Annotated in this window: 16 protein-coding genes; 13 read left to right on the forward strand and 3 right to left on the reverse strand. The window is 59.6% G+C overall.

The annotated features are described in order from the left end of the window. Together PL599_RS21510 and coaA are read left to right on the forward strand one after the other, a co-directional pair. Entirely contained in the window at positions 1–324 is a 324-nt protein-coding gene (locus PL599_RS21510; protein ID WP_269825247.1) for a phosphoribosyl-ATP diphosphatase, read from the forward strand. Further along, the gene (coaA, locus tag PL599_RS21515; protein WP_170985697.1) at positions 321–1,322 is read left to right on the forward strand and encodes a type I pantothenate kinase; all 1,002 of its coding nucleotides are present in this window, start codon (positions 321–323) and stop codon (positions 1,320–1,322) included. Before PL599_RS21510 ends, coaA begins: the two co-directional genes overlap by 4 nt. A 43-nt stretch (positions 1,323–1,365) precedes the next feature. Here coaA and lysM read toward each other — a convergent pair whose 3' ends face one another. The 3 genes from lysM to PL599_RS21530 all read right to left on the reverse strand — a co-directional run bounded on the left by lysM (position 1,366) and on the right by PL599_RS21530 (position 4,047). After that, complete coding sequence (gene lysM / locus PL599_RS21520) at positions 1,366–1,815, reverse strand: peptidoglycan-binding protein LysM (RefSeq protein ID WP_080792060.1); 450 nt, start codon at positions 1,813–1,815, stop codon at positions 1,366–1,368. A 75-nt stretch (positions 1,816–1,890) separates the two neighbouring features. Continuing rightward, positions 1,891–2,325, reverse strand: a complete 435-nt coding sequence (gene arfB / locus PL599_RS21525) for an alternative ribosome rescue aminoacyl-tRNA hydrolase ArfB (protein ID WP_269825248.1) — start codon at positions 2,323–2,325, stop codon at positions 1,891–1,893. Between the two features lie 111 nt (positions 2,326–2,436). After that, positions 2,437–4,047 (reverse strand): phosphoenolpyruvate carboxykinase, encoded by a 1,611-nt coding sequence (locus PL599_RS21530; protein WP_269825249.1) that lies wholly within the window; start codon positions 4,045–4,047, stop codon positions 2,437–2,439. Between the two features lie 339 nt (positions 4,048–4,386). Here PL599_RS21530 and chvI point away from each other — a divergent pair, with 339 nt between their 5' ends. The 11 genes from chvI to addA all read left to right on the forward strand — a co-directional run bounded on the left by chvI (position 4,387) and on the right by addA (position 21,537). Further along, entirely contained in the window at positions 4,387–5,112 is a 726-nt protein-coding gene (gene chvI / locus PL599_RS21535; RefSeq protein ID WP_003505377.1) for a two-component system response regulator ChvI, read from the forward strand. A 56-nt stretch (positions 5,113–5,168) separates the two neighbouring features. Next, positions 5,169–6,959, forward strand: coding sequence for a two-component system sensor histidine kinase ChvG (gene chvG, locus PL599_RS21540; RefSeq protein ID WP_077983697.1), 1,791 nt, complete (start codon positions 5,169–5,171; stop codon positions 6,957–6,959). Beyond that, on the forward strand, positions 6,949–7,413 hold the full coding sequence (locus PL599_RS21545; RefSeq protein ID WP_269825250.1) for an HPr kinase/phosphorylase: 465 nt from the start codon (positions 6,949–6,951) through the stop codon (positions 7,411–7,413). Before chvG ends, PL599_RS21545 begins: the two co-directional genes overlap by 11 nt. A gap of 125 nt (positions 7,414–7,538) precedes the next feature. Further along, positions 7,539–7,940 (forward strand): PTS sugar transporter subunit IIA, encoded by a 402-nt coding sequence (locus PL599_RS21550; protein ID WP_003505374.1) that lies wholly within the window; start codon positions 7,539–7,541, stop codon positions 7,938–7,940. Between the two features lie 11 nt (positions 7,941–7,951). Beyond that, positions 7,952–8,227 carry an HPr family phosphocarrier protein gene (locus PL599_RS21555; RefSeq protein ID WP_003521181.1) on the forward strand — a complete coding sequence of 92 codons (276 nt, stop codon included), beginning with the start codon at positions 7,952–7,954 and terminating at the stop codon, positions 8,225–8,227. Positions 8,228–8,354: 127 nt separating this feature from the next. Then, on the forward strand, positions 8,355–9,755 hold the full coding sequence (ahcY, locus tag PL599_RS21560; RefSeq protein WP_271359873.1) for an adenosylhomocysteinase: 1,401 nt from the start codon (positions 8,355–8,357) through the stop codon (positions 9,753–9,755). A 208-nt stretch (positions 9,756–9,963) separates the two neighbouring features. Further along, positions 9,964–12,546: a sensor histidine kinase gene (locus PL599_RS21565; protein WP_269825251.1), complete on the forward strand. Its 2,583-nt coding sequence runs from the start codon at positions 9,964–9,966 to the stop codon at positions 12,544–12,546. Then, entirely contained in the window at positions 12,543–14,054 is a 1,512-nt protein-coding gene (tsaE, locus tag PL599_RS21570) for a tRNA (adenosine(37)-N6)-threonylcarbamoyltransferase complex ATPase subunit type 1 TsaE (protein WP_269825252.1), read from the forward strand. Before PL599_RS21565 ends, tsaE begins: the two co-directional genes overlap by 4 nt. Positions 14,055–14,070: 16 nt before the next feature. Then, positions 14,071–14,808 carry a nucleotidyltransferase family protein gene (locus tag PL599_RS21575; protein WP_269825253.1) on the forward strand — a complete coding sequence of 246 codons (738 nt, stop codon included), beginning with the start codon at positions 14,071–14,073 and terminating at the stop codon, positions 14,806–14,808. Further along, positions 14,805–17,990 carry a double-strand break repair protein AddB gene (gene addB, locus PL599_RS21580; RefSeq protein WP_269825254.1) on the forward strand — a complete coding sequence of 1,062 codons (3,186 nt, stop codon included), beginning with the start codon at positions 14,805–14,807 and terminating at the stop codon, positions 17,988–17,990. Before PL599_RS21575 ends, addB begins: the two co-directional genes overlap by 4 nt. Then, on the forward strand, positions 17,980–21,537 hold the full coding sequence (addA, locus tag PL599_RS21585) for a double-strand break repair helicase AddA (RefSeq protein ID WP_269825255.1): 3,558 nt from the start codon (positions 17,980–17,982) through the stop codon (positions 21,535–21,537). The genes addB and addA overlap by 11 nt, the downstream gene beginning before the upstream one ends. Positions 21,538–21,578 lie beyond the last annotated feature (41 nt).

Consider the following 21,578-nt stretch of genomic DNA (forward strand, 5'->3'; position numbering starts at 1 on the left):
ATGAGCGCATTTTCCCTTTCCGATCTGGAGCGTATCGTCGCGACACGCGCCGCCGCCTCTCCTGATGAATCCTGGACGGCCAAGCTGGTTGCTGCCGGTCAGGAACGCGCCGCCAAAAAACTCGGCGAAGAGGCCGTGGAAGCCGTCATCGCCGCCATCGCGAAAGACCGTGATGGGCTGAAGAACGAGGCCGCCGACCTGCTTTACCATCTGCTGGTGGTGCTGAAGGTCGCCGAGATTCCCTTGAGTGACGTCTTTGCCGAACTGGAGCGCCGGACCGGGCAGACCGGCCTTGCGGAAAAGGCGGCGAGGCCGACATCATGAATGTGGAGGCAGGCAGCGGGGAGAGAGGCATGCCAGGCACACTCGATCATTTCCGACCGGATGAATATTCGCCATACCACTTCTTCAGTTCGGAAGAATGGGCGAAGTTTCGCGCCGATACGCCACTGACCCTTTCCGCCGACGAGGTCAAACGGCTACGTTCGCTTGATGATCCGATCGATCTGGATGAAGTGCGGCGCATCTATCTCTCGCTATCGCGCCTGTTGTCCTCCCATGTAGAAGCCTCGCAGCTGCTATTCGAACAGCGCAACCGCTTCCTCAACATGGGTGACGTCAACAAGACGCCCTTTGTCATCGGCATTGCCGGATCGGTGGCCGTTGGCAAGTCCACAACGGCGCGTATACTGAAGGAGCTTCTGGCCCGCTGGCCCTCCAGCCCGAAGGTCGATCTCATCACGACTGATGGATTTCTCTATCCAAACGAGGTCCTGCGGCGGGAAAACCTGATGGAGCGCAAGGGCTTTCCCGAAAGTTACGATATCGGCGCGCTCCTGCGTTTCCTATCGGCGATAAAGGCGGGCCAGCCGAATGTGAAGGCGCCGCGTTATTCGCACCTGACCTACGACGTTCTGCCGAACGAATTCACTGTCATAGACCAGCCGGATATCCTGATCTTCGAAGGCATCAACGTACTGCAATCGCGCGACCTGCCGGCGGGTGGGCGGATCGTGCCGATCGTTTCCGACTTTTTCGATTTTTCGATTTATATCGATGCCGACGAGGACTTCATTCACAACTGGTATGTGAACCGGTTCATGAATCTGAGACAGACTGCCTTCCGCGACCCGAATTCATTCTTCAACCGTTATGCGTCGATCAGCGAAGAGGCAGCGCTCAGCATTGCCGAAGGGCTCTGGCAGAACATCAACCTGAAGAACCTGCGCCAGAACATCGTGCCGACGCGCCCGCGCGCCGATCTCATCCTTCGCAAGGGCAAGAACCACCTGATCGACACGGTAGCGCTTCGCAAGCTGTGAAGATGCCGCGCATGGCGGCACCTTCGGCGGTTAAAATCCGCTATTATGCAAGCTCAGGAATACGCAGGACCTGTCCGGGATAAATCTTGTCGGGATGCGTCAGCATCGGCTTGTTGGCTTCGAAGATGATGTTGTTCTTCGCGCCATTTGCCTTGCCATACTGGGCTTCCGCAATCTTCCAGAGATTGTCGCCCTTCTTGACCGTGTAGAAGACGGGTTCTTTCGCGGGCGCGTCAGTCACTTTCAGCTCGCCAGCCTCGACCTTGGAAATGCCGAGCGTATTGCCGACCGCGATGACCGCCTTTTCGAAAACCGACTGATCGGCTACTTCGCCCTTCAGAACGACCTTGTCGTCCACCACTTCGACCTGAACCTTGTCCGTGCCGAGATCGTGGGAAGCGAGTTCCTTCTTGACAGCTTCGACATCAGGGGCATCGTCACCGCCGATACCGAGCTTCTTTCCCGCTTCCTTGATGAAATTGAACAGACCCATAGCACCCTCCTTGGTTGTAGGGAGGCTTACCAGACGATATTTGAAGCTCTATGACAAGGGCGAAACATTTGGCCCTTATTCGCCCGAGGGTTTGCCGCGCATTTTCTTGATATCGGAGCGGCCAGACTTCGCCTTGAGGCGGCGCTCAACCGACCCCTTGGTGGGCTTGGTGGCCTTGCGCACCGGCGGCGGAGGGGCGGCAGCTTCGAGAATCATTTCCTTCAGCCGCTCGCGGGCGTCTTCGCGATTGCGTTCCTGACTGCGAAACCGGCTTGCCTCCATCATCAGCACACCATCTTTCGACACACGCCTGCCACCGAGGCGCAGTGCATTGGTCTTTACCCGATCCGGAAGGGAGGGCGAATTGGCAATGTCGAAAAACAGCTGAACCGCCGTCGAGACCTTGTTGACGTTCTGGCCGCCCGGCCCGCCGGCCAGCACGAATTGCTCCGTCAGTTCCCAGCCGGCAATGGTGATGCGGTTATTGATGTAAAGCGGGTCGCTGGCCATGTTTTCTCTCCGCGCCGGTGATGCCACAGATCGCGAAAAATGAAAACAGCGGAGCAAACGAAAGAACCCGGCACAAGGCCGGGTCCGCTCCTCCTCACAAATGAGGCTTTATTATTCAGCCGCGAGCAAAAGGCCCGGCGCTGCGTCGCGCACCTTGCTGTCGACATGATCTTCGAACTTGGTGAAGTTCGTGACGAACATCGACACCAGCTTCTTCGCTTGCGCGTCGTAAGCTGCGCCATCGGCCCAGGTGGAACGCGGATCGAGGATTGCGCTGTCGACGCCATCAAGCGACTGAGGGACAGCGAAGCCGAAATTCGCATCGGTGCGGAACTGTGCGTTCTTCAGATCGCCGGTCAGTGCGGCGGTCAGAAGCGCGCGGGTCGCCTTGATGGGCATGCGCTTGCCGATGCCGTAAGCACCGCCGGTCCAGCCGGTGTTGACCAGCCAGCAATCAACGCCGTGCTTGCCGATCAGTTCACGCAGCAGGTTGCCGTATTCCGCTGGGTGACGCGGCATGAAAGGCGCGCCGAAGCAGGTGGAGAAGGTCGCTTCCGGCTCGGTCACGCCCTTTTCCGTGCCGGCAACCTTAGCGGTGTATCCGGAGAGGAAGTGGTACATGGCCTGTTCCGGTGTCAGACGCGCGATCGGCGGCAGCACACCGAAGGCATCCGCCGTCAGCATGATGATCGTCTTCGGATGGCCGGCAATGCCCGTTTCCGACGCATTCGGAATGAAGTGCAATGGATAGGCGCTGCGGGTGTTTTCCGTCAGCGAATTGTCGTTGAAATCGGGAACCCGATTTTCATCCAGCACAACGTTCTCAAGAACCGTGCCGAAACGTCGGGTCGCGGCATAGATTTCCGGCTCGGCTTCCGCCGAAAGCTTGATCGCCTTGGCGTAGCAGCCGCCTTCGAAATTGAAGATGCCGTGTTCGCCCCAGCCATGTTCGTCATCGCCGATCAGCGTGCGCGCCGGGTCGGCGGAGAGCGTGGTCTTGCCGGTGCCGGAGAGGCCGAAGAACACGGCGGAGTCACCCTCAGGACCGACATTGGCCGAGCAATGCATCGGCATCACGCCTTTGGCCGGCAGCAGGTAGTTCAGCACCGTGAAAACCGACTTCTTGTTTTCACCGGCATAGGAGGTGCCGCCGATGAGGACGAGGCCCTTGGTCAGATCGCAGGCGATGACCGTTTCCGTGCGAACGCCGTGACGGGCCGGATCAGCCTTGAAGCTTGGCAGGTTGATGATGGTGAGCTTCTGGCTGAAGCCCGAAAGCGTCTCCCGCTTCGGCCGGATCAGCAGATTGCGGATGAACAGCGAATGCCAGGCAAGCTCGGTGACGACGCGGGTCGGCAGCGCATTTTCCTCATCGGCGCCGCCGATCAGGTCCTGCACGTAAAGCGTCTTGCCGGCGGCATGGGCCAGCATGTCCTGACGCAGCAGCTCGAAATTTTCCGGCGACAGCGGCTTGTTGTTGTCCCACCAGATTGTGTTTTCCGTGGAAGCATCACGAACGACGAATTTGTCCTTGGGCGAGCGGCCCGTATGCTGGCCGGTGACGGCACGCAGCGCACCATCGATGGTCAGTTCGGCTTCACCGTTGCGGATAGCGTGTTCGTATAATTCGCTCTCGTTGAGGTTATAAAAGACGCGGGAGGCCTCGCCCAGTCCGAGTTCCGCAACTCCATTGGCAGGATTATGAACCCCAAGCTCGTTCATGACGCGTTCCTTGTAAATGACGATAAGGCCGTTGAAATTTTCACGGAAAATACGTGGCAGCTTTTGGAAACGCAAGAGCCTGACTTTAAAAAACTTAGTGATTTCAATATATTAATCGATTTAAAAGATTTTATTTCTTTTTAAATCGGTTGAAGACGCATTAAAATCCAGCTGCGGCCTTTTTGCAAAATCCGCTCCCGCCTCACTGGCGATTTCGGGGCGAGTTTTCCTTTGCCACAATTTGTTCCACCTTTATACTCAAGAGAGTGGCTCGCGGCGCACAACCTTGGCTGGGTGAATGTCGGGAGTTACGAGAAAATGACGATGGAGACCAACTACATGCAGACGATCGCGCTTGTCGACGACGACCGGAATATTCTGACTTCGGTATCGATCGCGCTCGAAGCCGAAGGCTACCGGGTCGAAACGTATACGGACGGCGCCTCCGCGCTTGACGGGCTGATCGCCCGCCCGCCGCAGCTCGCCATTTTCGATATTAAGATGCCACGCATGGACGGCATGGAGCTTCTGCGGCGTCTTCGCCAGAAGTCGGATCTGCCGGTTATCTTCCTCACCTCCAAGGATGAAGAGATCGACGAATTGTTCGGCCTGAAGATGGGCGCGGACGACTTCATCACGAAACCCTTCTCGCAGCGTCTTCTGGTGGAACGCGTCAAAGCCATCCTGCGCCGCGCCAGCAGCCGCGAAGCGTCTGCTGCAACCGGCAGCGTGCTGAAGCCGACCGCCGATCAGCAGGCGCGCACGCTGGAGCGCGGGCAGCTCGCCATGGACCAGGAACGCCACACCTGCACCTGGAAGGGTGAGCCGGTGACGCTGACGGTCACCGAATTCCTCATCCTGCATTCGCTGGCGCAGCGACCGGGCGTGGTGAAAAGCCGCGACGCGCTGATGGATGCCGCCTATGACGAACAGGTCTATGTGGACGACCGCACCATCGACAGCCATATCAAGCGCCTTCGCAAGAAGTTCAAACTGGTCGATGGCGACTTCGATATGATTGAAACGCTTTATGGCGTAGGATATCGCTTCCGCGAAGCGGCTTGAAGAGCCGACTCACGCAGAAGGGACCGCCCGATAAGCGGCGGTGAGGACTTGAATACGTGTTGAAGAAAACGCCGGAAACCGTCTCGGACAGTGACGATGCCGAAGAACGCGGCAGCGAACGCCGCCATCGTATCCATCCGTTGACGATCATCCGGCGCATCTTCGGCAATGCGGTGTTTTCCAGCCTCACGCGCCGCATCCTTTTTTTCAACGTCGCGGCGACGGTGGTTCTGGTCGGCGGCATTCTCTATCTCAACCAGTTCCGCGAGGGGCTGATCGACGCGCGCGTGGAAAGCCTGTTGACGCAGGGCGAGATCATCGCCGGCGCTGTCTCCGCTTCCGCCTCGGTCGATACCAACTCGATCACCATCAATCCGGAAAAGCTGCTCGAATTGCAGGCGGGGCAGAGCATCACCCCTGCCCCCAATGACGAGGACTTGAGTTTCCCGATCAATCCGGAGCGGGTCGCACCTGTGCTGCGGCGGCTGATTTCGCCGACGCGCACCCGTGCGCGGCTGTTCGATGCCGACGCCAACCTCCTGCTCGATTCCCGTCATCTTTATTCGCGCGGTCAGGTGCTGCGTTTCGACCTGCCGCCGGTAACACCGGAGACGCAAAGCTGGGGCGACTGGTTCACCAGCATGTTCAACCGCATGCTGCAGCCGAGCAGCCTGCCGCAATATAAGGAAGCGCCCGGCGGCGACGGTTCGATCTATCCCGAAGTGATGAATGCGTTGACCGGCGTGCGCGGCGCGGTCGTGCGTGTCACGGAAAAGGGCGAGCTGATTGTTTCCGTGGCCGTACCGGTGCAGCGCTTCCGGGCCGTGCTCGGCGTTCTGCTGCTTTCTACGCAAGCGGGCGACATCGACAAGATCGTGCATGCGGAGCGCCTTGCCATCATGCGCGTCTTCGGCATCGCGACGCTGGTCAATATCGTCCTGTCGCTGCTCCTCTCCTCCACCATCGCCACGCCGCTTCGGCGGCTTTCGGCGGCTGCAATCCGCGTGCGCCGCGGGGCGAGAACCCGCGAGGAAATACCGGATTTCTCGGCGCGTCAGGATGAGATTGGCAATCTTTCGATTGCATTGCGTGAAATGACGACGGCGCTTTACGACCGTATCGACGCCATCGAAAGCTTCGCCGCCGATGTCAGCCATGAGCTCAAGAACCCGCTGACCTCGCTGCGCAGCGCCGTGGAAACCCTGCCGCGCGCCAAGACCGAAGAGTCCAAACAGCGCCTGACCGAAATCATCTTCCACGATGTGCGCCGTCTCGACCGCCTGATCAGCGACATTTCGGATGCGTCGCGGCTCGATGCCGAACTGGCGCGCGCCGACGCCTCTCCGCTCGATCTCGATGTGCTGATGAAGGGTCTGGTGGATATATCCCGCCAGATAAGCACCAAGAAGAAAAGTGTGACGATCGACTATGTCATCGACCGGAAAGCGGGCGCAAAGACCTCCTTCGTGGTGAATGGTCACGATCTGCGTATCGGTCAGATCGTCACCAACCTCATCGAGAATGCGCGATCCTTCGTTGCCGAGGAAAGCGGCCGCATCACCGTGCGCCTCTCCCGTCACAAGGATCGTTGCATCGTGCAGGTGGAGGACAACGGGCCCGGCATTCAGGCAGAAGACATCGACCGGATTTTCGAGCGCTTCTACACAGACCGGCCGGCGAGCGAAGGGTTCGGACAGAATTCCGGCCTTGGCCTTTCCATCAGCCGCCAGATCGCGGAAGCCCATGGTGGCAGTCTGCGGGCGGAGAACGTAGTCGACAAATATGGCGTGATTTCCGGCGCGCGCTTCACCCTGTCGCTGCCGGCGGCCGAAACCCATGACCGCTGAACGCTTCAACCTGCACGCCACCGCCATCACCGTTCAAAACACCGGCATTCTTTTCGTCGGACCGTCGGGCAGCGGCAAAAGCGAACTTGCCTTCAGCTTTCTAACGGAGGCCGAACGCTGCGGATTGCCGGCGGCGCTGATCGCGGACGATCAGATTTTCGTGTATCGCGATGGCGACAACATCATTGGCGAGCGGCCGGACGCCATCGCCGGCCTGCTGGAATTGCGCGGCAGCGGCATCGTTTCCATCAGAAGCGTTGCGCGCGCTCCACTACATTTTGCCGTCACGACAGTTCTTTCAGGGACAAATCCAAGACTTCCCGAAGATGACGAGAGGTTTTCCCTGCCCTGCGGCGGGCATATCCGGCTTCTGCGCATTCCGCTTTCCAGCCTGACGCCCTATGGAAAATTTGCTGCACTTGCTCAGAATCTTTTTAAAACGAATGTGAAGTGACGATGATTCGGGCGATTTTAGGCTTGCGATTCGCATTTTCCTCATCAAGATGAAATCCCACCGATGGACAGGATTGCCGCGTTGCGATAGTCGGCAATGAGAGTGCGTGTGCAAGGGAGCATTTCATGATCGGACTAGTGCTTGTCACCCATGGCAAGCTGGCTGAGGAGTTTCGCCATGCGTTGGAGCATGTCGTCGGTCCCCAGAAATTGATCGAGACGGTTTGTATCGGTCCCGAAGACGACATGGATCAGCGCCGGCAGGATATCATCGACGCTGTTGCACGCGCCAATGACGGCAACGGCGTCATCATCCTGACGGACATGTTCGGCGGCACGCCCTCCAATCTTGCGATTTCCGTCATGAATAACGGCAATGTCGAAGTCATCGCAGGGGTCAATCTTCCCATGCTGATCAAGCTTGCCGGCGTTCGCAGCGAAGATAATATGGACAAGGCACTTCAGGATGCATCCGATGCCGGCCGCAAATATATCAACGTCGCCAGCCGCGTTTTAAGCGGCAAGTGAGAAGTCAGCCCATGTCGCCATTCTCCCGGGAACTACCGATCATCAATAAACGCGGTCTCCACGCCCGGGCTTCTGCCAAATTCGTACAGATGGTTGAAGGTTTCGACGCGACGATCACGGTTTCCAAGGATGGCATGACCGTTGGCGGCACCTCCATCATGGGCCTGATGATGCTGGCGGCCAGCCCCGGCTGCAGCGTTTATGTCGAGGCAAGCGGCAATCAGGCGAAAGAAGCGCTGGAAGCACTGGAGGCGCTGGTCGCCGACCGCTTCGGCGAAGAAGCCTGAGCCGGCACATATAAAGACATAAAGACTTCTTTATATCATCATTGCCAGATCGTTCGTGGCCTGCTAAACCGCAGCTACGTTTAAAAGCCGGGCTGTGAGGCGCGGCGTTTCTGATCTGGAGAACCTTATGAGCCTTGAGAAGGACTACATCGTCGCCGATATCAACCTTGCCGCATTCGGCCGCAAGGAGCTGGACATCGCCGAAACCGAAATGCCGGGCCTGATGTCCTGCCGCAAGGAATTCGGTGAAAGCAAGCCCCTGAAGGGCGCACGTATTACCGGTTCTCTTCACATGACGATCCAGACCGGCGTTCTCATCGAGACGCTGAAGGAACTGGGCGCGGAGATTCGCTGGGCCTCTTGCAACATCTTCTCGACGCAGGACCATGCGGCGGCAGCCATTGCAGCAACCGGCATTCCGGTATTCGCCGTCAAGGGTGAAAGCCTGACGGAATATTGGGAATATACCGACAAGATCTTCCAGTGGACCGACGGCGGTCTCTCTAACATGATCCTCGATGACGGCGGCGACGCCACCATGTACATCCTGCTCGGCGCACGCGCCGAAGCCGGTGAGGACGTTCTGTCCAATCCCGGTTCGGAAGAAGAGGAAATCCTCTTCGCGCAGATCAACAAGCGCCTCAAGGCTTCGCCCGGCTGGTTCACCAAGCAGCGCGACGCGCTGAAGGGTGTCACCGAAGAAACGACGACCGGCGTTCACCGTCTCTACGATCTCAGCAAGAAGGGCCTGCTGCCCTTCCCCGCGATCAACGTCAATGACAGCGTCACCAAGTCGAAGTTCGACAACAAGTATGGCTGCAAGGAATCTCTCGTCGACGGCATTCGCCGCGCGACCGATGTGATGATGGCCGGCAAGGTTGCCGTGGTCTGCGGTTATGGCGACGTTGGCAAGGGTTCCGCAGCCTCGTTGCAGGGCGCTGGCGCCCGCGTGAAGGTGACCGAAATCGACCCGATTTGCGCGCTTCAGGCCGCCATGGACGGTTTTGAGGTCGTTCGCCTGGAAGACGTCGTCTCTTCCGCTGACATCTTCATCACCACGACAGGCAATAAGGACGTGATCCGCATCGAGCATATGCGCGAGATGAAGGACATGGCGATCGTCGGCAATATCGGCCACTTCGACAATGAAATTCAGGTCGCCTCGCTGCGTAACCTGAAGTGGACGAACATCAAGCCGCAGGTCGACATGATCGAGTTCCCGAAGGGCAACCGCATCATTCTTCTGTCCGAAGGCCGCCTGCTGAACCTCGGCAACGCCACCGGTCACCCGTCCTTCGTCATGTCGGCCTCCTTCACCAACCAGGTGCTGGGCCAGATTGAGCTCTTCACCAAGCAGGGCGAATACAAGAATGAAGTTTACGTGCTTCCCAAGCACCTCGACGAGAAGGTCGCGCGCCTTCATCTCGAGAAGCTTGGCGTGCGCCTGACCGAACTTTCCGACCTTCAGGCAGATTATATCGGCATCTCGAAGGAAGGTCCGTTCAAGGCGGAACACTACAGATATTAATTTCATAGTTAATATCCACTGAAATTACACAATATCTAGATGCCGTGCGCTTGACAAAGCGCACGGCATCTTTTTTGCGCGCTCACTTCCCGCAGATTTATGAAGACGGTATTGTCAGCAGACTTGATTCGGACACGCCAAAGGGCGGCGGGGACGAAATGGGATGTCTTGTCGAAGATGCGGCACATAGGACGGAGACAGACCGGGGATGACGGTTCAAAATTCGGATCTGCGCAAGCAGACAGTTCAACGCCTTGAAAACACGCATGCGGGCGTGGCATTGAGTGCGGCTCTTGCGCGTTGCCGGCTGGTCGTCAGTGCGGTTCAGACAGGCTTTGCGAGGCTACCTGTCCTGCTTTCGGGCACGGTTCTCGCCGGCTCGACAACCGTTGCGATGGCGCAGGACGGCCTTGTGGCAAAGACCGGCGCGCGGCTGTTCTCATCCGGAGAAACCATCACCTATTCGCTTTTCGTCGGCATGCTTTCGGCAACGCTGTTTTCTGTTGTCTGGCTGGTGCGCCAGCGCGGTAATATCGAGGCGGAAAGCAGCGAATACCGACAGGCGCTTGCGCAGTCCCACCACAAGATCGCGAAATACGAGGCGCTGATTTCCGACAAGAGCCGCCGCATTGTCATCTGGGACGGTGCGGACAAACGTCCGGAATTTCTGGGCCAGCTACCAGCCGAGACCGGTGTGCCGCAAGCGGACCAGGATTTTCTGGCATTCGGCCGCTGGCTGAAGCCGGCATCCGCAAGCCAGCTTGAGAAATCCATCGAGAAACTGCGCAGCCACGCCCAGAGCTTCGACCTGACCATCGAGACGCAGCGCGGCGAAGTCATTGAAGTTCAGGGCCGGGTTTCCGGCGGAAACGCCTTTGCGCGTTTCATAGCCCTCAACAATCTGCGCGCCGAACTCGCTGAATTGCAGGTCGAGCGCGAGCGTCTGCTCGCCTCCGTATCGACATTTCAGGAACTTCTCGATTCCATCGAACAGCCCGTCTGGCGTCGTAATGGCGAGGGTGAACTCACCTGGGTCAACCACGCTTATGCCCATGCAGTAGATGCGCGAAATGCCGAGCAGGCGGTTCAGGAAAAGCGCGAACTTCTGAACACGGTTACCCGGCAGAAGATACGCGCGGCCGCGACGCCGGAATCGCCCTATCACGACCGCATTTCGACAGTCGTTTCCGGTAACCGCAGCTTCTTCGACGTTGTCGACATCAAGACGGCGGGCGGATCAGCCGGTATCGCCATCGATGCCACCGAAGCGGAAACCATCAGCGAGGAACTCAAGCGAGTTTTGAAAAGTCACGCCGAAACGCTCGATCATCTGGCGACGCCCGTCGCCATTTTCGACGGTCGGCAGCGGCTGCAATTCTACAATCAGGCTTTTGCCAACCTATGGGGTTTCGATCTGGTTTTCCTGGAGTCGGGCCCTGATAATTCCGAACTTCTGGACAGGCTGCGTAGCGCCGGCAAATTGCCGGAGCAGCTGAACTGGAAGAACTGGAAGGAGACAGCGCTTTCCGTCTACCGTTCGCTCGATACCAAGACGGATCTCTGGCACCTGCCCAATGGCCAGACCCTGCGGGTCATCGCCACCGCGCATCCGCAGGGTGGCGCGACCTGGGTTTTCGAGAACCTGACCGAGCAGGTCGATCTTCAGATGCGCTACAACACCCTGGTGAAGGTGCAGGGCGAAACCATCGACCATCTGGCAGAAGGTGTCGCCGTATTCGGTGCAGACGGGCGCATTCGCCTGTCCAACCCCGCATTCCGGGCCCTCTGGGGTGTAACCGCTGAACAGGCTGAAACGGGCACGCATATTCGCGCCATAGAAACCGCCTGCGCCCAATCCTATGACGGACCGGACGGCTGGCGCGCCTTCAGCCAGTTCATCACCAGCTTCGATGACGAACGGCCGTCGCGGCAGGGAACGCTGGAACTGCTTTCCGGCCTCGTGCTCGATTATGCGATCATTCCGCTGCCGGATGCGCAGACAATGCTGACCTTCGTCAACATGACGGACAGCGTGCGCGCCGAGCGGGCGCTCAAGGAAAAGAACGACGCGCTTCTGAAGGCGGACGAGCTGAAGAACGATTTCGTGCAGCATGTTTCCTACGAGTTGCGCTCGCCACTGACCAATATAATCGGCTTCACCGATCTCCTGAAGACCCCCGGCATCGGCCAATTGACGGAACGGCAGGCGGAATATCTCGATCATATTTCCACCTCGTCCTCCGTTCTCCTGACCATCGTCAACGATATTCTCGATCTCGCGACCGTCGATGCAGGCATCATGCAGCTCAATTATTCGGATAATGATCTGAACGAGTTGCTCGACGATGTTTCGGTGCAGATCGCCGACCGGCTGCAGGAAAGCGGCATTTCGCTCGAGATCGTCGCGCCTGCCCATCTCGGCAGTCTGGTGGCCGACCACCAGCGGCTGAAGCAGATTCTCATCAAGCTCCTGACCAATGCGATCAACTTCGCACCCGAAGGTTCCTCCGTGCAGCTCTCCTGCCAGCGCAGCGAAGGCGACTTCGTATTCTCCGTTGCGGATAAGGGGCCGGGCATTCCCGAAGACATGCTGAAAACGGTGTTTGACCGCTTTGCGACGCGTGGCAATGGCGGACGGCGGACCGGTGCGGGGCTTGGCCTTTCCATCGTCGAAAGCTTCGTCAGCCTGCATCATGGCACCGTCAGCATCGACAGCCGCCCCGGCAACGGCACCATCGTCACCTGCCGTATTCCCTCCGCCACACGGCCGCACTCCATCGCCGCAGAATGAGCCGAGAGATCTTGCCAATCACCATTTCGCTGGCGGGAGAAAAGGACACCATAAGGCTCGGTGAAGACCTCGCCTTGGCCCTGAAGCCCGGCGATTGCATGGCGCTGATCGGTGATCTCGGCGCCGGCAAATCCACGCTCGCCCGTGCCTTCATCCGGGCGATGGCGGATGAACCCGATCTTGAGGTCCCAAGCCCCACCTTCACCATCATCCAGACCTATGCCACCCGAATCCCCGTCGCCCATCTCGATCTCTACCGGCTTTCGGATGTTTCGGAGCTGGATGAACTCGGCATTGACGAGATGCTGGAGGAGGGCGTCTGCCTGATCGAGTGGCCTGACATCGCCGCAGAGGTTCTGCCGCCGGAGCAGACGATCACCCTGCGGCTGACGCATTCGGGCGAAGGCCGCGTGGCCGTAATAGAGGCTCCCGCACAACAAAAAGCACGGCTCGACCGTGTTTTCGCCATTCGTGAATTCCTGGCGAAAAGTGGTAGAGGCGATGCGACCCGCCGTTTTCTGAGTGGCGATGCCTCCACACGCGCCTATGAGACGATTTCCACCGATGGTCCCGAGCTTATTCTGATGGACTGGCGCCGCCCCATGAGAGGCGCGATCGTTGCGGATGGCAAGACCTATGCGGAAATCGCCCATCTTGCCCAGGATGCCCGCTCCTTCGTGGCGATCGGCGATTATCTGCGAGACAGCGGCTTCTGCGCGCCGGAGATTTTGGCTGCGGATGTCGATCAGGGCATTCTCCTGCTGGAGGACCTCGGACGGGAGGGCGTGCTGGCTGCCGACGGCACACCAATAGAAGAGCGTTATCTTCAAAGTGTCGCCTGTCTCGCCGCCCTTCACCAGACACCACCCCCGGCATTGCTGCCGATGCGCGATGGCAGCACCTACGACATTCCTCCCTTCGACCGGCAGGCGATGAAGATCGAAGTCTCGCTGCTGGTGGAATGGTATCTGCCCCATAAACGCGGCGGAGCGCTTACCGATGGCGAGAAACAGGACTATTACGCCATCTGGGACGGCCTGATCGATGCGCTGGCCGGCTGCGAGACGGGGCTTCTGCTGCGTGACTTCCATTCGCCGAACATTCTCTGGCAGGCGCAGAACAGCGGCATCCGTCAGGTCGGCCTGATCGATTTTCAGGATGCGATGATTGGCCCCACCGCCTATGATCTCGCTTCCATCGTGCAGGATGCGCGGGTTACCATCTCTCCCGAATTGCAGACACGCCTGCTTTCGCATTATCTCGATAGCAGAAAAGCGACGCCCGCTTTCGATGAGACCACATTCCTCAAGGCTTTCGCCATCATGTCGGCGCAGCGCAACTGCAAGCTTGCAGGCATCTGGGTGAGGCTGTTGGAACGGGACAAGAAACCCGGTTATATGAAACATATGCCGAGGACGTTCCGTTATCTCAGTGCAGCGCTTTCGCATCCGGAACTCGCGCCGCTCAAGGACTGGTGCTTGCGCATGGGCATGGAATTCGACAACTGAAAGACGGTTGACCACGATGACGATCAAAAACGCGATGGTGCTGGCCGCCGGGCTTGGCACACGGATGCGCCCGATCACCGATACGATCCCAAAGCCGCTTGTGAAAATCGCCGGCAAGCCGATGATCGATTACGCGCTCGACGCCCTTGTCGAAGCCGGGACTGAAACCATCGTCGTCAATGTGCATCACCATGCCGAACAGATGATCGCCCATCTCGAAAACCGCGCAGACGCCGAAATCCTGATTTCCGACGAACGGTCGGAGCTGATGAATTCCGGCGGCGGGCTGGCCAAGGGCCTGAAGCTTCTGAAGCCCGGCCCGGTTTTTGTCATGAACGCCGATCTTTTCTGGATCGGCGAGCAATTGAACGCCGTCAGCAATCTGCGAAAGCTTGCGCAATTCTTTGACACGGCCCGCATGGACATGGCCCTGCTCTGTGTCGACATGGATCGCACCACCGGCCACAACGGCAAGAGGGATTTCGACCTAGCCGACGACGGAAAGCTGGCTCGCTATCGCGACGGTGACGCTAACCCGGTGGTTTATGCCGGCGCCATCGCCATGGATTCGCGGCTGCTTGACGATGCGCCGGCGGACGCTTTCAACCTCAATATCTATTTCGACCGCGCCATTGAAAAAGACCGGCTTTTCGGGCTGTCGCTGGATGGCCACTGGATTACCGTGGGAACGCCTGATGCAATTGACGATGCGGAAAGCATCATCCGGCAATTCAGGGAAAAACGTTTCGCATGACGCTCACCCATCACGCAAAGCGCGTCCTGACGATCGCTGCGGGAACACCGTTCCTCAAAACGCTCGCGGAAACGCTGTGTGACGGGCGGCTGACATCAGGCTATAGATATGATCCGACCGATCCTCTTTCGCTTGCGAGCGTGACGATCTATGTGCCGACGCGGCGCTCTGCGCGCGTGCTGCGCTCCGAATTCGTCGATCTTCTGGGCGGCCGATCCGCCATTCTGCCGCTGATCCGGCCTCTTGGTGAAACGGATGACGATAGCGGTTTCTTCGATATCGAAAATCCTGAGATCATGGATCTGGCGCCGCCGATTTCCGGCACCGGCCGGCTGATCGAACTGGCACGCCTCATACTCGCCTGGCGCAACAGCCTGCCTGACGCCATCCGGGCGATCCATTCGGATTCACCGCTCGTCGCCCCTGCCAGCCCCGCGGATGCCATCTGGCTCGCGCGGGCGCTCGGCGAGGTGATCGATGCCATGGATACCGAAGAAAAGGACTGGGAGACGCTTCAGCATCTCGATACCGGCGAACATGCGCAATGGTGGCAGCTGACGGCGGACTTCCTGAAGATCGCCAGCGTCTTCTGGCCGGCGCGGCTTGCCGAACTCAACCGTTCCTCCGCAGGCCGGCATCGCAACGCCATCCTGCGAGCGGAAGCGGACCGGCTTGCCAGTTTGCCGGACACGGGGCCGATCATCGTGGCGGGCTCCACGGGCTCCATTCCGGCCGCCGCCGATCTCATCGCCGCCGTTGCCGCCCTGCCGCAAGGTACGGTCGTGCTGCCGGGACTCGATCTTGCCATGCCCGAAGAGCAATGGCAGGCGATTGCCGAGGACCCCACCGATCCTTCGAGCCGCACGCACTCGCAATATGGGCTTTATATGCTGCTGCAGAAGCTCGGCATGCTCAGGGACGAGGTGGTTCAGATCGGCGCTCTTGATCGTGATCTGGAAAAACGGGCGGCGGTGTTTTCGACCGCACTCGCGCCCGCGAAATCCACAAGCGACTGGAACCGTTGGCGCGAAGACAGGGAACCCGGCTTTTTCGACGAAGCCTTCGCGGCGGCCACATTGATCGAGGCCGCCAATGAGCGTGAAGAGGCAACCGCCATCGCGGTGGCGCTCCGGCTGGCGCTGGAGGCTCCGGGGCCTGAACGACCCTCTCAGGCGGCGCTGATAACGCCCGACCGCGGACTGGCGCGGCGGGTCGCGACAGAGTTGCAACGTTTTGGCATCGAGGCAGACGATTCGGCCGGTACGCCGCTTTCGGCCACGCCGCAGGCAGGACTGACGCAACTCGCGCTGGAAGCCATTCTCAGGCCCGGAGACCCGGTGCCGATCATTTCGCTTCTAAAGCATCCCCTCGCCCGCTTCGGGCTTTCCGGCGATGCTTTTATCAGAGCCTCCAAAGCGCTGGAGCTGATCGCGCTGCGCGGCGGCCGTGTCGAAACCGAGATAGGCAATCTCGAGGTGGTTCTCGATACGCAACTCCTTGCACAGCGTGATGACCGGCACCCGCCCGCATGGCGGGTGGCGCTGCCGGAGGGAAGTGTCGATGCGGCCCGTGATCTCGCGCGGCGGATCGCCATTGCCACGGAGCCACTCGGCTCCGCCTTCATTCGTCGTGACCGCTCCGGCCGCGCCTTCACCGATAAATTGCCGCTTTCCGATTGGGCCGGGCGGACAGGCCGGGTCATCGAGGCCATCTGTGCCGACGACAGCAATGATCTGGCCGCATTATGGTCCGGCGAAGCGGGAGACAAGCTCTCAAGCCTGTTTGCGGAACTGATGGAGAGCGGCGAGATCCTCGACGCCGACGGGCCGCAATGGATCGATATTTTTGCAGCGCTGGTGGCAGGCGAATCGATCAAGCCACGATCCATGCGCCATCCGCGCATTTTCATCTTCGGCGCGCTGGAGGCACGGCTGCAAAGCGTCGACACCGTCGTCATCGGCGGTCTCAACGAAGGGCTCTGGCCCGGCCAGACGGCGAACAATCCGTTCCTGTCCCGCAGCATGAAGACCGCCATCGGGCTGGAGCCGCCGGAACGGCGCATCGGACAGCTCGCGCATGACTTCGAGATGGCGAACGGTACCCGGCAAATCTTTTACACCCGGGCGCTGAGGCAGGGCTCCACCCCGGCCGTCGCCTCCCGCTGGCTGCAACGGCTGCTGGCGCTGGGCGGCGAAAATTTCGCCGAACAACTGAGGAAGCGCGGCGAGACCTATCGCCATTGGGCGGGTCTGATGGATGAAAACATCAATCAGGAAACGGCAAAGCGCCCTGCCCCCAAACCGCCGGCCGATCTGCAGCCGAAGAGCTACTCCTTCAGTGAAGTGGGACGTCTGCGCCGCGATCCCTATTCAATCTATGCGCGGCGCATCCTGAAGCTGGACCCGCTCGCCCCCTTCAATCGCGATCCGAACGCCGCCGATCGCGGCACGCTCTATCACGGGATTATCGAGCGCTATTCCCGTGAGGGGCATATTCCCGGCACACCGGCCTCGCTTGAGGCGATGCAACGCATTCTCGACGACTGTTTCGACGCGGAAAACCTGCCTGTGCATGTGGATGTCATCTGGCGTCCGCGTTTTGCGGCGGTGGCCCGCGCCTTCATCGATTGGGAAAAAGAACGTCATCCATCCATTCGCCACAGCTTCTACGAGGCTCGCGCCGGGCAGGAAATTGCCGAAGCGGGCATAAGGCTGACTGGGATCGCCGACCGCATCGACATCAAGACAAACGGTCAGGCGGATATTATCGACTACAAGACAGGACTTGCGCCTTCCGTCAATCAGGCGCGCGCGCTGCTCGACCCGCAGCTGGCGCTGGAAGCGGCGGCACTGATGCGCGGTGCCTTCCGCGAAACGGGTTCGCCCACGCCCGAAAACCTCATTTATGTACGCCTGCGACCGGGAGACCGATTTTTTGCCGATCAGGTGAATAACGAACATTCCAGCCGAAGCGGCAAAAGACCACCGAAATCCGCTATCGAACTGGCAACGGAATCGATCGACCAGCTCGCGAAATTCGTGCGCTCGCTGCGCGAAGGTGAAAACGGTTTCGCCTCACGGCTGGTGCCGGAAGAGCAGCAATCCTATGGCGGGGAATATGACCACCTCGCGCGGGTTTCGGAGTGGTCGACGGCGGAACCGGGAGACGGCGATGACGATTGATCCGTTTGACGCCGGACCCGCCGGCGATACGCCTGAAAGCTGGATCGACTGGACCAGTGCCCGTCAGCGGCTTGCCTCCGATCCCGCAAGTTCCGCCTGGGTGTCGGCCAATGCCGGCTCCGGCAAGACCCATGTTTTGACCCAGCGCGTCATTCGCCTGCTTCTGGCCGGGTGCCGCCCCTCGGCGATTTTGTGCCTCACCTATACCAAGGCCGCAGCATCGGAAATGTCGAGCCGCGTGTTCGACCGGCTGGCGGAATGGGCAACTTTGCCGGATTCCGATCTCAAGGACCGCATCGCCGCCATCGAAGGCAAGGTACCGGATCGCATCAAGCTTGCCGAAGCGCGCAGGCTGTTCGCCAAGGCGCTGGAAACACCGGGCGGGCTGAAAATCCAGACCATCCACGCATTCTGCGAAGCCCTGCTGCACCAGTTCCCGCTGGAGGCCAATGTCGCCGGCCATTTCTCCGTTCTTGACGACCGCGCCGCAACAACGCTGCTCGCCGAAGCACGCCGTTCGCTTCTGACGGCGGTTTCGACGGAGCGGGACGAGGAGCTGGCGCAATCGCTCGCTTACGTGCTCGATCTGGCTGACGAAAGCGGGCTGGAATCGCTGCTTTCCGCCATCATCGCCAATCGCAGTGCCCTTCGTGGCTTTCTGCTCGATGCCAAACAGTCGGGCGGCATTGATGCGCGGTTGCGGCAGGCGATGCAGATCGCAGATGGGGAAACCGAAGAAACCGCTGCGGCCGCCTTCTGGCCTCTGCCCGGCCTCTCGGGCCTTGCGCTCGATACGTATCTAACCCTTGCTGACGAGGTGGGAGGATCACGCGTCATAGAGGTCGCTTATGCGCTCCGGGAGGCAAAACGGCAGTCGGACCCGGTGCGGCGGATGGAATTCATCGAAGCGGCGCTTCTGACAGCCAAAGGCGAAAGGAAATCGGATGCCTACGTCATCAACAAGGGCATGCAGAAATCCGCGCCTGATCTCGTCGATGCGCTGACGCTGGCGCGCGACCATGTCGTGGCCTGCCGCAATCGCTATCGTCTGGTGCGCATGCTAGCGGCGACAAAAAGCGCCCTTGTGCTGGCCGAACGGTTGATCAGCGATTTCGAGGATCTGAAAAAGCAGCGCAGCCAACTCGATTTCGAAGACCTTATCGAGCGCGCCGCCAATCTGCTCAACCGCGATACGGCGGGTGCGTGGGTGCATTACAAGCTGGATCAGGGCATCGACCATATTCTGGTCGACGAGGCGCAGGATACCAGCCCGGTGCAATGGTCGATCATCCAGTCGCTGGCGGCGGATTTCTTCACCGGAGAAAGCGCCCGCATGGGACGCCGGACGCTGTTTGCTGTGGGTGACGAAAAACAGTCGATCTATTCCTTTCAGGGCGCCCGGCCGGAACGGTTCTCGCAGGAGCGCGACGAGACCCAAAGGCGTGTCGATCAGGTGGAGCAGGCCTTTCATCGCATCCGCCTGCCGCTCTCCTTCCGTTCCACTGAAGATGTGCTGGCCGCCGTCGATCAGGTCTTCTCGATCCCGCAAAATGCGAGCGGCCTCAGTGCCGATAATGAGCCAGTCGAACATCGTTCCAACCGCGCCGGCCATCCCGGCACCGTTGAAGTGTGGGATATGGTGGCGCCGGAAACCACAGAGGATGAAGAAGACTGGACGGCCCCCTTCGATGCGCTGCGGGAAAGCGCGCCGGCCACGATCGTCGCCCGCCGTATCGCCGCGCGCATTGCCGACATGATCGGAAACGAAACTATCATCGAAAAAGGCGTGGAGCGCGCTATCGAGGCCGGCGACATTCTCGTGCTTGTCAGAAAACGCGCCGCCTTCGTCAACGCGCTGACCCGCGAGTTGAAGCGGCGCAAGAACATTCCCGTCGCCGGTGCCGACCGCCTCCGTCTGACCGACCATATCGCCGTACAGGACCTTCTGGCGCTTGGCCGGTTCGTGGTGCTGCCGGAAGATGATCTTTCGCTGGCGGCGCTGCTGAAAAGCCCGCTCTTCAACCTGACGGAAGACGATGTCTTCGAGATCGCCGCCACGCGATCCGAGACGGAGAGCGTGTGGCAGAGGCTGCAAGTCCTTTCGGGCCAAGAAACCAGCCGTTTATCCATCGTCACCGACAAACTTCGGCATTTTGTTTCACTGTCGAAAACCGCCACAGTGCATGATTTTTTCGCGGCTGTTCTGACCCTGCATGACGGACGCAAAAAATTCCTTGGACGGCTTGGCAACGAAGCGAGCGACGTTCTCGACGAGTTCCTGTCCTTTGCGCTGGATTACGAAAGAACTGGCCTGCCCGGCCTTCAGGCCTTTCTTTCCGTCCTGGAAACCGATTCACCGGAAGTGAAGCGCGAGCAGGACAAGGATCGCGGCGAAGTGCGCATCATGACCGTGCACGCCTCCAAGGGGCTGGAAGCACCGGTGGTTTTTGTGGTGGATGGCGGCTCGAAAGCCTTCAACCACAGCCATGTGCCGAAACTGCGCTTCGTGGAAGCGATTGAAGACGCCTTCCCGGTCTGGCTGCCCGGCAGCGGCTTTTCCAACCACCTCATTCGCTCGGACGAAGAACGCCTGAAAACGGCAGCGGAAGACGAATATCGACGGCTGCTTTATGTGGCGATGACGCGCGCCGCCGATCATCTTGTCGTCTGTGGTTATCGCGGCCAGAAAGAAAACCCTGAATGTTGGCACGCCATCGTCAAGGCGGCGCTTGCGGAGAATCAGGATCATTGCCAGCCGCAACTGTTCAGTGCCGATGGCGAGGAATGGCAGGGGCTTGTCTGGCGCAAGTCTGAAGCACGCCAGGCACCTGCGCCGCAGAAGCCGGCGGAAACCCAGCAGGAAGAAGACCACAAGCTTCCGCTAGGCCTTCTTGCACCCCTGCCTGCCCTGCCCTCCCTGCCAAGGCCGCTCAGCCCATCGGGTGCGGGCACCATCATTGATGACGGCGCGGACGATCTGGCCGTGCGTTCACCACTGTTCGGGGAAAAAACGGAAGCTTCCAGCCTTGCCCTGCAAAGGGGCAAGCTGGTGCATCGCATGCTGCAAGCCCTGCCGGATTTTGCGGAAAGCGAGCGGGAAGAGGCAGCCCGACGTTATGCCGAACGTGCAGCGCGTTTCTGGCCTGCCAGTGAGCGCGAACATTTGATCCAGGCGGTTTTGCGGGTTCTCTCCGAACCGGCGGTGCAGCCGGCCTTTTCCGCCAACAGCCGTGCGGAAGTGTCGATCATGGGCACGATGACCCTCGGCCGGCAGCACTATGCCGTCTCCGGCCGCATCGACAGGCTGGCGGTAGACGGTGATCGGGTCATTCTGGTCGACTACAAGACAAACCGGGTTCCGCCGCGCACGTCACGCGAGATACCTTTCTCCCACACCGCGCAGCTTGCGATCTATCGCGAAATTCTTGCACCGCTTTATCCCGGCAAGGAATTTGTCTGCGCGCTGATCTATACGGAAAATGCCGCTTTCGTGCGGGTTGGTGACGATGCCATGGCGGAGGCACTTGCCGCAATAAAGACAAAGTGAGATACCGGGGCATTGAAATTTCGACGCGCCCGCATCACATC

The sequence above is a fragment of the Agrobacterium sp. ST15.16.055 genome, assembly GCF_027956555.1.
Lineage (GTDB): Bacteria > Pseudomonadota > Alphaproteobacteria > Rhizobiales > Rhizobiaceae > Agrobacterium > Agrobacterium salinitolerans.